The sequence below is a fragment of the Erythrobacteraceae bacterium WH01K genome, from assembly GCA_027941995.1.
Taxonomy (GTDB): Bacteria; Pseudomonadota; Alphaproteobacteria; order Sphingomonadales; family Sphingomonadaceae; genus CAJXSN01.
In genome coordinates this window covers 1,958,959-1,973,712 of the sequence record CP115966.1, presented here as the reverse complement: position 1 = coordinate 1,973,712, position 14,754 = coordinate 1,958,959, and the positions used below count along the sequence as shown (strand labels likewise).

Sequence of the window (14,754 nt, the reverse complement as noted above, 5' to 3'; positions counted from 1 at the left end):
CATGTGCGGGATCGCAGGCCTTTTCCATGTCGGGACTCCGAAGCCGGTAGACCCTGCCCGCGTGCGGCAGATGACCGACACGCTGGCTCACCGCGGTCCGGACGGTTCGGGCATATGGACGGCGCGGGGTGTGGGTCTCGGACACAGGCGCTTGTCGATCATCGATCTCGAAGGGTCGCCGCAGCCGATGCATTCCGCCGATGGCCGTGCGACCATCGTCTTCAATGGCGAGATCTACAATTTCGCCGAATTGCGGCGCGAACTCGCCGGTCTCGGCGCCGTTTTCCGGACCGACGGCGATACCGAAGTCATCCTCGCCGCCTGGCAGAAATGGGGGCCAGCTTGCCTTTCGCGCCTGAACGGCATGTTCGCCTTCGCACTTTACGACCATGGCGACCGGACCCTGTTCCTCGCGCGCGACCGGCTGGGGGTGAAGCCCCTGTTCACGGCGCAGCTCAGTGACGGGAGCTTTGCCTTCGCCAGCGAACTGAAGGGTCTTCTCGGCCATCCGCTGCTGCGCCGCGATATTGATCCCAGGGCGGTGGAGGACTATCTCGCCTGGGGGTATGTCCCCGATCACCGTTCGATCCTGAAAGGGGTCGAGAAACTGGGTGCCGGCCACTACCGGCTGCTGCGCCACGATGCGGAACCGGCGCGCCCCGTCCAGTGGTGGGATGTCGACTTCAGCAAGCGTCACGGCGGATCGGAAGCCGACCTTTCCGCGCAATTGCTACATCATCTTCGCGAAGGGGTGACTTCGCGCATGGTGTCCGATGTACCGCTGGGGGCGTTCCTTTCGGGCGGCGTGGATTCGTCCAGCGTCGTTGCGTTGATGGCCCAAAACAGTGGCTCGCCGGTCAATACCTGCTCGATCGGGTTCGATGTGGCGGCCCTCGACGAAACGTCGCACGCGCAGAAGGTAGCCGCGCTGTTCTCGACCGATCACCGCGAACGGATCGTCGATCCGGACGATTTCGGCGCCGTGGACTCTCTTGCCGCGATGTTCGACGAACCCTTCGCCGACGCGTCCGCCCTGCCGACATTGCGCGTGTGCGAACTGGCACGCGAGAACGTGACCGTGGCGCTATCGGGAGACGGCGCGGACGAGGCATTTGCCGGTTACAGGAGGCAGATGTTCCACGCTCGGGAGGAACAGGTGAGGGGCCTTCTGCCGCAAGGCCTTCGCGGGCCTGTTTTCGGCACGCTGGGAAAGGTCTGGCCGAAAGCGGACTGGGCACCGCGTTTGCTGCGCGCCAAATCGACCTTCCAGTCGCTCGCCAGCGATGGGGACGAGGGTTATGCCCGGGGTCTTTCCGCTCTCGCACCCGAACAGCGCGGCTTGCTCTACACCGGCGAGATGCGCCGCGCCTTGGGCGAATATTCGGCCGAGCAACCCTTCCTCGAACTGATGCGAGATGCTCCTGCACAAAGCGGTCTCGACCGGGCGCAATATGCGGACCTGAAATTCTGGCTGCCCGGAGACATCCTGACAAAGGTCGACCGGACCAGCATGGCCGTCAGTCTGGAAGCGCGCGAGCCGCTGCTCGATCACCGCCTGATCGAATTCGCCGCAGGCCTTCCGCATCGCTCGCGCATCAGGGGCAGGCAGGGGAAATACCTGCTGAAGCACACGATGGGGCGCTACCTGCCGGACGATATCCTGTATCGTTCGAAGATGGGGTTCGTCACGCCGCTGGCGCAGTGGTTCCGCGGCCCGCTGGCTGGCGAAGCGCGGCAAGTGGCGAAAGGCGGCACGCTGGCAGCATCGGGTTGGCTCGATTCGTCCCGCATGGCGACACTGGCGGAAGACCACATCGCGGGCCGGTCCGACAACAGCCGGGTGCTGTGGCAATTGATGATGCTTGAGCGATCGCTGGGCGGACTTTCCGCGCGGGTCTGACGTCCGGCGCGGGCATCCAGTTCCTACTTTTCTTCGCCGGACGCCCCGTGCCCCAGCGCCATGTAATCGGCGCTGCGCATTTCCATCAGGCGGCTGGCCGTGCGTTCGAATTCGAAGCTGCCGTCGCCCGCCGTATAGAGATCCTCAGGTTCCGCATCTGCGGTCGCAAACAATTTGACGCGGTATTCGTACAGGGCATCGATCAGGGTGACGAAGCGCGCGGCCTCGTTACGCATATCGGGGCCCATTTGCGGGATGCCGACGATGATGACGGTGTGAAATTCCTGCGCAATGGCGAGGTAATCGGGGGCGCCCCGCGCTTCCCCGCACAGCCGCTTGAAACTGAAGACGCCGACGCCTTTCAGCGCCTTGGGCACATGGAGGGATCGCTTGTCGCCGACCGGCAGATCCATCGATGGCACTTCGCCATCCTCCGGCTCGTAATCGGTCAGCCTGAAGAACGCCTCGCGAACCTGCGCCGTGGCCTCATCCCCCAGCGGGGTGTGCCAGTTTTCCAAATCGCCGAGCCGGTCGAGGCGATAATCGGTAGGCCCGTTCAGTGGCAGGACGTCCAGACGGTCCTCGATCAGGGCGATGAAGGGCAGGAAATGCTCGCGGTTCAGTCCGTCCTTGTAGAGATCCGAAGGCGGCCTGTTCGATGTCGCAATGATGGATACGCCTTCATCGACGATCAGCGCGCGGAACAGCCGGCTCATGATCATCGCATCGGCGCTGTTGTTCACCACCATCTCGTCGAAAGCGAGGCATTGCAGATCCGCACCGATATCCGCCGCCACGGGCGGGATGGGATCGCCGGTTTCGCTCTTGCGGGCCTCGCGCAGGCGGCGATGGACGTCCTGCATGAAGGCGTGGAAATGGGCGCGGCGCTTGCCCTCAATTTCCAGCGTGGCGTGGAACAGGTCCATCAGCATGGATTTTCCGCGCCCGACGCCGCCCCACATGTAGACGCCTTCAGGCTGCTGCGGTGTCTTGCCGAAGAGCTTCCCGAAAAAGCCGGTTTCCTCGCCTTTCTCCAGGGCCGCCTGAAGTGTTTCCAGCCTGGCAGCGACGGCCGCCTGCTCATCGTCCGGGCGTAGTTCGCCAGACGCGACCAGCGCGTCATAACGCGCCAGTATGCCGCTCACGATCGCTCTTTCGGCGCCGATGCCTTGCGCACGATCCCGCTGAAGGCTGCGACAAGGTGGCTGTCGTCCGGGCCCTGTACGACTTCGCCCCTGAGGAACATCAGGCGCCCCGTTTCGCGCATCACCTCGACCACGGCGTCCAGCGGCCGGTCGACCTTTCCGGCCCCGGTGAATTGGGTCGACAGTTCCAGCGTGACGGCCATTCCGGCATCGGTTTCGCGGAGCGTGTGCATCCCTGCAAACAGGGCGATGTCGATCAGCGACAGCGTAATCGCGCCGTGGATCATGTCCTGCAGATTGGTATGCCTCTGCTGCGGCATCATGCGCAGGCGCGCCCGCTCGCCTTCCTGCCGCACGCGCAAGGGACCCATGACGACCGCATTGAAGCGCGTGTCGTCCTTCAGGTCCCAGCTATACCAGCCGGGTTCGCCATCCACCGGCTCGCAGTCGAAGAAGCTGGGCGGGTTCTTCACGCGCGATCAGATCGTGCGTTCGGCCATCATCTTCTTGGTTTCCGCAATGGCCTTCGCCGGGCTGAGGCCCTTGGGACAGACATTGGCGCAGTTCATGATGGTGTGACAGCGATAGAGGCGGAAGGGATCTTCCAGCTCGTTCAGACGCTCGCCCGTCATCTCGTCGCGGCTGTCCGCCAGCCAGCGATAGGCCTGCAGAAGGATGGCGGGACCAAGGAACTTGTCGCTGTTCCACCAATAGGACGGACACGCGGTCGAGCAGCAGGCGCACAGGATGCATTCGTAAAGCCCGTCCAGCTGTTCACGCTGTTCCGGTGATTGCAGGCGTTCCTTGCCGCTGGGGGTCGGGGTAACGGTCTGCAGCCAGGGGCGGATGCTGGCATATTGGGCGTAGAAATGCGTGAAGTCGGGAACCAGGTCCTTGATCACTTCCATGTGGGGCAGGGGCGTGATGCGGATTTCGCCCTTCATGTCCTCGATGGCGGAAGTACAGGCCAGCCCGTTCTTCCCGTTCATGTTCATCGCGCAGGAACCGCAGATTCCTTCGCGGCAGGAACGGCGGAAGGTCAGCGTAGGATCGATATCGTTCTTGATCTTGAACAGCGCGTCGAGGACCATCGGTCCGCAATCGTCCAGATCGACTTCGAACGTGTCGTAGCGCGGGTTTTCCCCTGCGTCGGGGTCGTAACGATAGATCTTGAATTTCTTCACCCGGCCACCGCTTTCGGCGCGGTGCGTCTCACCGTTCTCGCGAATCTTGGAATTCTTTGGGAGGGTAAAAGTGGCCATTGGTCTATCGAGATCCTGCTGTTTCTGGCCCTCTATCTAACGATTACGCCGCGCGACACAAGCTGGCCGAACGGCCTATCTTCCAACAAGCCTTTCTGTTGCGGAAACGGAACATTGTGACACCGCCGATCGTCCTGATCGCATGGCAGACGGACAATACCCCCCCTTTACCCGCGCGGCTGTTTTCGGCGCGAGCGGCGGGATCGGCAATGCGCTGGTACGGCTCCTGCAAACGCGCGGAGTTGAAACCATCTATGCCGGCTCGCGCAGCGGGGACGTGCCTGCAGGAGACAGCATCTCTCCCTTCCGCTTCGACTATGACGACCCTGCTTCGCTGGATGCGGTCGGCAAGCTGATGGCCGATGCGCCCCCGCAACTGGTGATCGTTGCAACCGGCGTCCTGACCCTGACGGACGGTACCGGCCCCGAGCGGAGCGTTAGACAGATCGATGCCGATGCGATGGAGCGCGTGATGCGGGCCAATGCGATCGGGCCGGCCCTCATCGCGAAAGCGCTGTTGCCCCTGTTCGACCGGAAAGAGCGGAGCGTCTTTGCCGCCCTGTCGGCACGGGTCGGTTCGATCGGCGATAACCGTATCGGGGGCTGGCACAGCTACCGCGCGTCCAAGGCGGCGCTCAACATGCTGGTGCGGAATTTCGCTATCGAGCTGTCGCGCACGCACAAGCAGGCGCTTGCCGTTTCGCTTCACCCGGGGACGGTCGATACGGACCTATCCCGGCCATTCCAGTCGAACCTGCCGGAAGGGCAACTGACCGGGGCCGACGAGGCTGCAGGCAATCTGCTGTCCGTGATCGGCGGCCTGGGGCCGGAAGACAGCGGCTACCAGTTCGACTGGAAGGGTGAGCGCGTACCGGACTAGGCTTCGTGCCTTCGGGCTTCCCGCTTCATACCTTCGCCGGACGGCCTGGCAGCAGTTCCTCGCATACGGCATAGGTCCGCTCGTTATCGACATCGATTGCCAGCGCGCCGTCTTCGAATTCGACAGCCTTCACCGTGGTGCCCAGCCGGTCGCTCAATACCTCCATCGCGGGGTGCAGTTTCATCAGGCCGGCGCGCAGCAGGACGATGTTCAGCAGCCCGAATGCGCGGATCATCCGGCCGGGATTGGACATGAATTGCCCGCCCTCGCGGAAAACCTCTGCTGCCTTGAATGCCTTCCGGCTCGACAGTCCGTAGAGATTGCAATTGGCGATCTCGCCATCGGAAAAGCCGTAGTAATTGCGCTGCCCTTCGGGGTGCGCGGCCTTCACGTTCTTCTCGCGCGCGATGCCGATGACGGCATCGGCTTCCCGCATGGCATCGACGACCTGTGCCACGGCGTCGCGGGTCAGCAGGACATTGTCGGCGGTCGTCACCACGAAGGGGCCCTCGCTCTCCCCGGCGGCCTTTACCACGCTTTCCACGATATTCTCGTCGCTGGCGACAAGGGTGATGGGCAGATCGGCCGAGGCATAGTCCGCCAGAACGGCTTCGAGTTCGGCATGGACCTCGGGCTCTACGGAAACCCGGATCGCCTCCACATTCGGCACGGTGACCAGCGTTTCCATGACATGGCGGATCAGTGCCTTGCCGCGGATGGGGGCGAGGCATTTGTGGCTGACGCCGGCACGGGTCGCGAGCGGATTGACCACTCCGGTCCGCTGGGCGGCAAGGACGATGACAGTAATGGCGGTTGCAGACATCGGTGTTTCTCCGTCAGGTGCCCGGCGCCGGGATCAGGCCGTTGCGGCGCCATGCTTCGGCGAGCAGGGTTTCCAGCAGGTCGGCATGGCTGAACCCGGCCTGCGCTGCAGCCTTGGCCATGACCTTTTCCGACCAGAGGTTGCAGTTGAGATTGATCTCGATGAAATTGATGTCGCCGGTCTTGAGGTCGACACGAAATTCGATCCGCCCGTAATCGAACGGGACGAATTCCTGCGCAACCCGCTTGGCGTAATCTTCGACCTTGGCGGCAAGGTCTGCGTGTTCGAACGGTTTGAGCGCCGCTTTCTCGGTATTCTGGACCAGGTCGCGTTTCTCGTAATAGGTCCACAGCTTCTGCGTGTCTTCCCGCTCGTACCAGAGCATGGGAAGGGCCGTCGGCCGGTCGTTGATCGTGATGAAGGCGCACTGCACGTCGTACCCGTCGAGATACGGCTCGACGATGGCGTCGTGACCCTGCCCGTGGATATTGGCGATCGCATTCGTGACCCCCTGCCAGTCATGCGCGTCCGAGATGCCCCAGCTGGCCGAGGAGGCGTTGGGCTTGATGACCCAGCGGCCGTCCGGGGAAGGCGGCAGGTCCTTCTCCAGCACCGGCGCCCCGCGGCGGTATCCGAACCACGGGGCGGTCGGCACGCCCGCATGGGCGCACACGAGTTTCGATACGCTCTTGTCGTCGCCCAGCCCGCGCAGGAACGGCATCGCGCCCAGATACGGAATGCGGTGCATGTTGCTGAGCACCGGGATCAGCATCTCGGAGTTCACGAAGCCGCCGCGATTGAGCAGCGGGAAGATGAAATCTACCTGTGGGGGTTCGAACAGCACGTCGTAGCTGTTGGCGAATGCCAGGTTCAGCCCGAGGCTTTCGAGCGTCGTGCGGACCTCGTGATGATAGATTGCGTGGTTGCCATCCTCCGGATGCATCCCGCCACCCCAGAGCGCATGCTTGGCCATGAACAGGGTCTTGATGCGTTCCCTGGCTTCTTCGGGGATGGAAAGAGGGGCGATTCCCGTCATGCAAAATTCTCGCGCTGTTTCCCGCGCGCTTAGGCGTAATGCGGGTGCGGGGGAAGTCCCGCCTCGTCGCAAAGCGTATCAGGCGTCCGCCGCTTTCGACGGGCGACGCATCGGGGAGCATTCTCCTGTTCCGGAAAAAAATGTGCCATACTTCCTTACGCGAAGGACTGGAGGTTCGGCATGGGACTTGCTCGGTGGTGGGAACGGCACGGCGTACCGCGTGTCATAAGGCTGGCCTGCGGAACGCCGGCAATCATGAAATTCCGATCGAAAATCGTCCCGCTCGCAAGCGGCGATGTCTTCGAGATCGGGTGTGGCGGCGGTATCAACCAGCGTTTTTACGAACAAAGCTCCGTCACCAGCTATGCCGGGATCGACCCGGGGGAAAAGCTTCTCGATTACGCCCGCGCAGAGGCTCAACGGAAAGGCTGGGCTGCGGATATTCGTCAAGGGGTAGGGGAGGCCATCCCGTTCGCCGATGCAAGTTTCGACACGGTCGTCTGCACCTACACGCTGTGTTCCGTGACCGACCAGTCGCAGGTCCTGAGCGAGATGCGCCGTATCCTGAAGCCGGGAGGAAGGCTGCTATACCTCGAGCATGGCCGCGCGCCGGAACGAAGGGTTATCAAGTGGCAACGGCGGATTGAACCGTACTGGAAACCGCTGGCCGGCGGCTGTCACCTGACCCGGCCCGTCAGCGGTGCAGTAGCGAAGGGCGGCTTCGATGTGGATCGACTCGGTGCGCGTTATGCGCCCGGAACGCCCAAAACCGTTGGCTGGATGGAGTGGGGCATCGGCGTAAAACGGGGCGCCTGATAACGACATTTGGTCGCCGCAGGGCCTGTGATGCTTGGGTAAGAAAAGGCCCGCACATTCCCAAAAGAACGTGCGGGCCGATCTTTTCCTGGCGACGGAGCTTTATTCGCCGAAAGTGCGCTGCCACCAGCCGCCGCGCTTGGGCTTGGCAGGCTTTTCCTCTTCCTCGGCCATCGCCTCAGCCGCTTGCGGAGCGTCGTCGGGGCCGGAAACCACTGCGGCGTCTTCCTTCACCTGTTCGGCAACTTCCTCGGCAGCAGCCACGGCTTTCTTGCGAGGGGCGCGTTTGCGCTTCGGCTTCTCCCCGGTTGCTTCGGAGGCGTCTTGGCCACCGGCAGGTTTCTCGTCGGCGTCCGCCTTCTTGCGCGGAGCACGCTTGCGCTTCGGCTTCTCTTCCTTGTCGGTCGCTTCGACCTCGGCAGAGGCGCTGTCCGGCGCGGTGTCCGCTTTCTTGCGCGGGGCGCGCTTGCGCTTGGGCTTCTCCGCCGGCTGATCGTCTTCAGCCATGGCTTCCGCAGCTTCCGGCGCATCGTCCGGACCGGCGACAACCGCCATGTCGTCCTTCACCTGCTCCGACACTTCCTCCAGCTGTTCGGCGCCGTTTGCGGCATCGCCTTCGTTCGCTTCGGAGTTCTCGGATTCGTTCTCGCCGCCATTATTGCCGCCGCGACCACGTCCACCACGCCTGCGGCCACCGCGCCGACGACGCTTCCTGGGGCGGTCCCCGTTTTCGTCGTCGCCGTCGCCACCACCCGATGCTTCGGACGAAGTGTCGTCGGCGTTCTCGTCCGAGCTATCGTCGGTGGAATTGTCGCCGTCCTGATTGCGGTTCTTGTTGCGACCACGGCCACCCCGGCGGCGGCGTTTCTTGCGCGGACGATCGTCATCACGGTCGTCGCCTTCCTCGTCGCCATCTGCCGCGATATCGTCATCCTCGTCGTCGTCTTCATCGACGATAGGCTCGAACTTCGGGGCTTCGGTAGGTTTGGGACCCGAACTGCCAATGGTCATCTTGGCGCCTTCGTCCTCGCCTTCGGGCACGACTTCGACGCTGACATTGTAGCGATCTTCGATTTCCTGGAGTTCCGAACGCTTGCTGTTCAGCAGGTACACGGCAGCCTCGGTGCTGGCGGACAGGGTAATCGTGGTTCCCTTGCCCTTCGCAGCCTCGTCCTCGATCAGGCGCAGGGCCGAAAGACCGGCGCTGGACGCGGTGCGGACCAGCCCCGTGCCGTCGCAATGCGGACATTCGCGGGTCGATGCCTCCAGCACGCCCGTGCGCAGGCGCTGGCGGCTCATTTCCATCAGGCCGAAGCCGGAAATCCGGCCGACCTGGATCCGCGCGCGGTCGTTCTTCAGCGCATCCTTCATGCACCGTTCGACCTTCCGGATATTGCCCATCCGTTCCATGTCGATGAAGTCGATGACGACCAGGCCCGCCATGTCGCGCAGGCGCAGCTGGCGGGCGATTTCCTTTGCCGCTTCCAGGTTCGTCGCGAGCGCGGTCTGCTCGATGCCATGCTCCTTGGTGGAGCGACCGGAGTTGATGTCGATCGAGACGAGCGCCTCGGTCGGGTTGATGACGAGGTAGCCACCCGATTTGAGCTGGACCACCGGGTCGTACATGGCGCGAAGCTGGTCTTCGGCGCCATAGCGCTGGAACAGCGGAACAGGATCGGAATAGGCCTTCACCCGGCGTGCGTGGCTGGGCATCAGCAGTTTCATGTACTGCTTCGCCGCCTTGTAGCCATCCTCGCCCTCGACGACGACTTCCTCGATCTCGCGGTTGTAAATGTCGCGGATGGCGCGCTTGATCAGGTCGCTGTCGGAATGAATGAGGCTGGGCGCACTGCTCGACAGCGTCGTTTCGCGAATCCCGTCCCACAGCCGGGCGAGATAGTCGAAGTCACGCTTGATCTCGGTCTTGGTGCGCGAGATGCCTGCCGTGCGAACGATCAGGCCCATGGTCTTGGGCAGGTTGAGGTCGCCCACGATCTGCTTCAGCCGCTTGCGGTCGCTGGCCGAATTGATCTTGCGCGAAATGCCGCCGCCATGGCTGCTGTTCGGCATGAGGACGGTATAGCGGCCCGCAAGGCTGAGATAGGTGGTGAGGGCGGCGCCCTTGTTGCCGCGCTCTTCCTTCACGACCTGTACGAGCAGGACCTGGCGGCGCTGGATGACGTCCTGGATCTTGTAACGGCGGCGAAGCGCCTGGCGACGTGCGCGCACGTCGTCGACTTCCTTGGCACGGCTGCGGCCCTTGCCCTTACCCTTGCCCTGGCGGCGTCCACGACCACGGCGACCGCGCTTGCCGGATTCCTCCGAACCTTCGTCATCGTCGTCCTCGTCGTCGGAATCGTCATCGTCTCCATCGACGTGACCTTCCTCGATCGTGGCGACCTTTTCCTTGTCGGAGGTATCGATTTCCTCGACACCGTCTTCGGCGAGGTCTTCGGCGAGGGCTTCGCCGCTTTCCTCGTCTTCCGCATCATATTCGTCACCGGGCATTTCACCGCGGTCTTCTTCCTCTGCGCGAAGACGGGCTTCTTCCTCTGCCGCTTCTGCTTCTTCAGCAAGCAGTGCCTCGCGGTCGGACTGCGGGATCTGGTAATAATCGGGATGGATTTCGCTGAAGGCGAGGAAGCCGTGGCGATTGCCGCCGAAATCTACGAACGCGGCCTGCAGCGAGGGTTCGACCCGCGTGACCTTGGCCAGATAGATATTTCCCTTGATCTGCTTGTGATCGGCAGATTCAAAGTCGAATTCCTCAATCCGGTTTCCCTTGAGGACCGCCACCCGGGTTTCTTCCGTGTGGCGCGCATCGATAAGCATGCGCGTTGCCATGTAGTATTCTCCATGCGCCATGCCCCCGCCAGACAGCCCCTATGGGGATGCGAGAGACAGGGGAGGGGCGCAGATATGTGTGAAGACCGCGCGCATCGAAAGCGCGTGCGGTCGGTATGAAAGGGGCTGGACGCTCTGCCGTCCGGCCTCGGAAATGCGTGTCTGCAGGCAATGCAAGGCGGTGAGTGTCCGCAATCGCCTGGCCATGACACACGGCGCGGCCCGCAGGCTGCGTTATGGTGTTGGCGGGGCGGATTTGCATTGTCGCTTCAACCTGTTGTCGTACCCGGCAGCACACGTAGGGCTGCAAGGGTTGCCGAACCGTTGCCATCTTGGAAAAGCCGGTTCGGCTTGGGACAAGCGTGCTAGCACCCTGTCACCGAAGCGGCAACCATATTGCGCTGCGCCCCCGCCACGCCCTAAGCATCGCGTCGTATGTCGCTCAGAACGCAGATCTGGCTAATCTTTCTCGCGCCGCTAATCCTGGTGGGCGCCCTGTATGCGTTTGGCCTTACGATTCCGGTGCCGCATCTGGGCCGGGACTATGTGTTGAGGCTGGCGCTGCCCGAGGCTGGCGATCCGGTCGACCTTCCAGAAATCTCCGGCCCGCAGGACCGGTCCCGCCCGCTGGTCGTCATCGATGCCGGCCATGGCGGGAAGGACCCGGGAGCTGTTCAGGACGGCGTGCGCGAGAAGGACATCGTTCTGGGTCTGGCAAAGGCCCTCAAGAGCGAATTGCTGCAGGCGGGCGGTATCAGGGTTGCCATGACGCGCGAGGACGATACCTTCCTGGTGCTGCAGGAAAGGCCCGAGATCGCCCGCAGGCTGGGCGCCGACCTGTTCGTGTCCATCCATGCCGACAGTGCGGGGGATGTCAGCGGCGTAAGCGGGGCGAGCATTTACACCCTGTCGCGCGAGGCATCGAGCGAAGCCGCCGCCCGCTTTGCCGAGCGGGAGAACGACGCGGACCGGTTGAACGGCGTTTCGGTAGAGGGGCAGAGCGAGGCGATCAGTTCGATCCTGGTGCAATTGTCGCAGCGACGGGTGCAGCAGAATTCGTCCGAGTTCTCGCAACTGGTCGTGCGTGAAGGGGACGGAACGCTCAGCTTTCATCCGCAGACACGCCGCTCGGCAGAGCTGGCAGTCCTGCGCGCTCCCGATGTGCCGGCAATCCTCTACGAGGCGGGGTATCTCACCAACCCGGAGGAGGCGAGAGCGCTCGCGTCGGAGGAGGGGCGCGAGAATTTCGCCCGCATCATGACCCGCGCCATCCGCATCTATTTCGCGCGCCAGAGTGGCGCCTGACGGCGGGATATGGCCTTTGCGGTGGGCAAAATGGGCGCAGGGGCTTTTCGTTATGGCACGGGACAGGATCGCCGTGCTAGGCGCCCTCTTCGATCATGACTGACGGCCAATTACAAGAATCGTTCCGTTACCGCATTCGCCGCGAAGCGTCGGGCGCGCTGGTATTCGTGAAGCGACACTGGGCGGAAAAGCCCTGGCTGCGCTGGTTGTCCTACGCGGCGTGCGCAGCGCTGCTTGCCTTGCTTGCATTGTGGATGGTCCTGGCGCGCGACCTGCCCGATGCGGAATCGCTGGTCGGTTACGAGACGCCGCTGCCCTCCGTCGTGCGCGGGATCGACGGCGAGATCGTCCATTCCTATGCGCGCGAACGCAGGGTCCAGCTGCAGTACGAGGATTATCCGCCGCAGCTGATCGAGGCGTTTCTTGCGGCCGAGGACAAGACCTTCTTCAGCCATGGCGGGGTCGACTTCACCGGCACGCTGAACGCCGTGTTCGATTACGTGACCAAGTTCGGGTCCGGCCAACGCGCGGTCGGCGGTTCGACCATTACCCAGCAGGTGGCGAAGAACCTGCTGCTGGGCGACGAATATTCGGTCACGCGCAAGCTGAAGGAAATGGTGCTCGCCCGCCGTATCGAGGCGGTGCTGACCAAGGAAGAAATCCTCACCCTCTACCTCAACGAAATCCCGCTCGGGCGGCGCAGCTTCGGCGTGCAGGCCGCAGCGCGGGCCTATTTCGACAAAGATGTTGCCGATCTCGACCTGAACGAGATGGCGTTCCTTGCGATCCTGCCCAAGGCTCCGGAACGCTATGGCCGCGAGGCTAATGAACAGGCCGCTCTCGACCGCCGCAATTTCGTCCTGTCGCAGATGGTGGCGAACGATTTCGTATCCGCTGGTGCGGCGCAGGCCGCGCGCTCCACTCCGCTCGGGCTGGTGAACCAGCGCAGCCAGCGTTCGGCCGATGCCGGGTATTTCCTCGAGGAAGTCCGCCGCCAGCTGATGGCACGGTTCGGCGAAACGGCAGAAGACGGCGAAAACAGCGTTTACGCTGGCGGCTTGTGGGTGCGGACCTCGCTCGACATGGAAATGCAGGATGCTGCCCGCGATGCTCTGCGCACGGGGCTGCTTCGCTATCATGCCGGGCGTGGTTGGCGGGGCCCTGTCGCGACGGTCAATCCGGACGATGGCGACATGGTGCGCCAACTCGCGAGTTCGACCCTCAGCATCAATTACGAAAACTGGCGCGTGGGCGTCGTGACCGAGCGGTCCGGCTCGCAGGCAACCGTCGCATTCGCGGACGGTGAGAGCGGCCCACTGGTGGGAATGCCCAATGCGGTCGCTGTGGGCGACATTATCGTTGTCGCGCCCTCGGGCAGCAACTGGGCCGTCCGAACCGTGCCCGAGGCGCAAGGCGGCATCGTGGTGCAGGATGCGCAGATGGGACGCGTCTATGCAATGCAGGGCGGGTTCGACAGCCGGCTCGGCAGTTTCAACCGTGCCACACAGGCAAAGCGGCAGCCCGGCTCCACCATCAAGCCCTTCGTCTATGCGACCGGCCTCGACAACGGCATGACCCCGGCGACGCAGATCGATAACGGCCGCTATTGTTACTACCAGGGCAGCCGCTACGGCGAGAAATGCTTCCGCGGCGGTCGCAGTGGACAATATCCGCTCCGCTACGGGCTGGAGCAGTCCCAGAACGTCATGACCGTCCAGGTCGCGATGACGGCCGGAATGCCCAACGTCGTGAAGCAGATCGATGCGCTGGGCATCGGCAAGTACGACCCCTATCCGGCTTTTGCGCTCGGCGCAGGCGAAACCACGGTCATGAAGATGGTCGCAGCCTATGGCGCGCTCGCCAATCACGGGCGGTTCAACCAGCCGACGGTCATCGACTATGTCCAGGACCGGCGTGGCAAGGTCATCTGGCGGGCCGACAATCGCGATTGCGAAGGCTGCAACATGGCGGAATGGGACGGGCAGCCGATGCCCCGTCTTGGGCTGAAAGGCGAACAGGTCATGGATGCGCGCACCGCGTTCCAGACCATGCACATGCTGCGAGGAGTGGTGCAGCGCGGCACGGCTACCACGCTCAATTCGATCGACCTGCCGCTGTTCGGCAAGACCGGAACGACGACGGGCCCCAAGGACGTGTGGTTCGTCGGCGGGACGCAGGACATCGTGGCCGGCGCCTATGTCGGTTTCGACCAGCCGCGCAATATGGGCGGTTACGCGCAGGGCGGGACAATCGCCGCACCGATCATCAAGGACCTTATCCGAGGATCGCGAGACCTGTGGAGCGACAGGGCGGCCGTTGCTCCCGCCGGGGTCCGCATGGTCCGGATCGATCGCCGCACGGGCAAACGGGTGTTCGATGCCTGGCCGAGCGGCGACGACAAGGCTGCGGTTATCTGGGAGGCTTTCAAACCCGATACCGAACCGCCCCGGGCTACCGCTGCCGACGAGATCGCGTCCAAGCGCGCCGAAATTCTCGAACTGATCCGCAAGGCCCGCGCCTCGACCGCCGCTTCGCGCAGGACCGCGACGACCCCCGCGCCCGCCAGGGCCGAGGAACCGGCAGAGAGCTTAGCCGAGGAACAGGGCGGCATCTACTAGAGGGCACAGCGGGCGCTACGCCGCCGCTGGTCAGTCCGTTGAGCGATACCGCGCGGTTGCTAATCGCGCGGCAATCGCTACTTGCCTGTGACATGATCTCGACCACACGAACTTACGGAAAAACC

General features: G+C 63.4%; 11 protein-coding genes. 5 read left to right on the top strand and 6 right to left on the bottom strand.

The genetic code is table 11. The annotated features are described in order from the left end of the window. Position 1: 1 nt before the first annotated feature. Positions 2 to 1,900 carry an amidotransferase 1, exosortase A system-associated gene (locus PF049_09690; protein WBY15868.1) on the top strand — a complete coding sequence of 633 codons (1,899 nt, stop codon included), beginning with the start codon at positions 2 to 4 and terminating at the stop codon, positions 1,898 to 1,900. 23 nt (positions 1,901 to 1,923) lie between these two features. Here PF049_09690 and zapE read toward each other — a convergent pair whose 3' ends face one another. From zapE to PF049_09675, 3 genes are read right to left on the bottom strand one after another with little or no spacing between them, the layout of a single operon-like run. After that, positions 1,924 to 3,045, bottom strand: a complete 1,122-nt coding sequence (gene zapE / locus PF049_09685; GenBank protein ID WBY15867.1) for a cell division protein ZapE — start codon at positions 3,043 to 3,045, stop codon at positions 1,924 to 1,926. Further along, positions 3,042 to 3,518, bottom strand: coding sequence for a PaaI family thioesterase (locus tag PF049_09680; protein WBY15866.1), 477 nt, complete (start codon positions 3,516 to 3,518; stop codon positions 3,042 to 3,044). Before PF049_09680 ends, zapE begins: the two co-directional genes overlap by 4 nt. Positions 3,519 to 3,524: 6 nt before the next feature. After that, positions 3,525 to 4,307: a succinate dehydrogenase iron-sulfur subunit gene (locus PF049_09675; protein WBY15865.1), complete on the bottom strand. Its 783-nt coding sequence runs from the start codon at positions 4,305 to 4,307 to the stop codon at positions 3,525 to 3,527. 142 nt (positions 4,308 to 4,449) lie between these two features. Between PF049_09675 and PF049_09670 the strand changes: the two genes are divergently transcribed. Beyond that, positions 4,450 to 5,187 carry an SDR family NAD(P)-dependent oxidoreductase gene (locus PF049_09670; protein ID WBY15864.1) on the top strand — a complete coding sequence of 246 codons (738 nt, stop codon included), beginning with the start codon at positions 4,450 to 4,452 and terminating at the stop codon, positions 5,185 to 5,187. Between the two features lie 25 nt (positions 5,188 to 5,212). Here PF049_09670 and PF049_09665 read toward each other — a convergent pair whose 3' ends face one another. Both PF049_09665 and PF049_09660 read right to left on the bottom strand, forming a co-directional pair. Then, positions 5,213 to 6,010 (bottom strand): NTP transferase domain-containing protein, encoded by a 798-nt coding sequence (locus PF049_09665; GenBank protein ID WBY15863.1) that lies wholly within the window; start codon positions 6,008 to 6,010, stop codon positions 5,213 to 5,215. A gap of 13 nt (positions 6,011 to 6,023) precedes the next feature. Further along, positions 6,024 to 7,046 carry a phosphoribosylglycinamide synthetase gene (locus PF049_09660; GenBank protein WBY15862.1) on the bottom strand — a complete coding sequence of 341 codons (1,023 nt, stop codon included), beginning with the start codon at positions 7,044 to 7,046 and terminating at the stop codon, positions 6,024 to 6,026. A gap of 180 nt (positions 7,047 to 7,226) precedes the next feature. On the opposite strand from PF049_09660, the gene PF049_09655 reads away from it, so the two are divergent. Then, a complete protein-coding gene (locus PF049_09655) occupies positions 7,227 to 7,862 on the top strand; it encodes a class I SAM-dependent methyltransferase (GenBank protein ID WBY15861.1) in 636 nt (211 codons plus the stop codon). A 102-nt stretch (positions 7,863 to 7,964) separates the two neighbouring features. On the opposite strand, the gene PF049_09650 is transcribed toward PF049_09655, so the two are convergent. After that, positions 7,965 to 10,706 carry an Rne/Rng family ribonuclease gene (locus tag PF049_09650; protein WBY15860.1) on the bottom strand — a complete coding sequence of 914 codons (2,742 nt, stop codon included), beginning with the start codon at positions 10,704 to 10,706 and terminating at the stop codon, positions 7,965 to 7,967. Between the two features lie 435 nt (positions 10,707 to 11,141). On the opposite strand from PF049_09650, the gene PF049_09645 reads away from it, so the two are divergent. Together PF049_09645 and PF049_09640 are read left to right on the top strand one after the other, a co-directional pair. Continuing rightward, positions 11,142 to 12,011 (top strand): N-acetylmuramoyl-L-alanine amidase, encoded by an 870-nt coding sequence (locus PF049_09645; GenBank protein ID WBY15859.1) that lies wholly within the window; start codon positions 11,142 to 11,144, stop codon positions 12,009 to 12,011. 95 nt (positions 12,012 to 12,106) lie between these two features. Further along, positions 12,107 to 14,629 carry a transglycosylase domain-containing protein gene (locus PF049_09640; protein WBY15858.1) on the top strand — a complete coding sequence of 841 codons (2,523 nt, stop codon included), beginning with the start codon at positions 12,107 to 12,109 and terminating at the stop codon, positions 14,627 to 14,629. Positions 14,630 to 14,754: the final 125 nt, after the last annotated feature.

Coding starts and splice junctions, on each gene's coding strand:
- PF049_09690 (WBY15868.1), top strand. CDS start 2: ATGTGCGGGATCGCAGGCCTTTTCCATGTCGGGACTCCGAAGCCGGTA.
- PF049_09675 (WBY15865.1), bottom strand. CDS start 4,307: ATGGCCACTTTTACCCTCCCAAAGAATTCCAAGATTCGCGAGAACGGT.
- PF049_09670 (WBY15864.1), top strand. CDS start 4,450: ATGGCAGACGGACAATACCCCCCCTTTACCCGCGCGGCTGTTTTCGGC.
- PF049_09665 (WBY15863.1), bottom strand. CDS start 6,010: ATGTCTGCAACCGCCATTACTGTCATCGTCCTTGCCGCCCAGCGGACC.
- PF049_09660 (WBY15862.1), bottom strand. CDS start 7,046: ATGACGGGAATCGCCCCTCTTTCCATCCCCGAAGAAGCCAGGGAACGC.
- PF049_09655 (WBY15861.1), top strand. CDS start 7,227: ATGGGACTTGCTCGGTGGTGGGAACGGCACGGCGTACCGCGTGTCATA.
- PF049_09650 (WBY15860.1), bottom strand. CDS start 10,706: ATGGCAACGCGCATGCTTATCGATGCGCGCCACACGGAAGAAACCCGG.
- PF049_09645 (WBY15859.1), top strand. CDS start 11,142: ATGTCGCTCAGAACGCAGATCTGGCTAATCTTTCTCGCGCCGCTAATC.
- PF049_09640 (WBY15858.1), top strand. CDS start 12,107: ATGACTGACGGCCAATTACAAGAATCGTTCCGTTACCGCATTCGCCGC.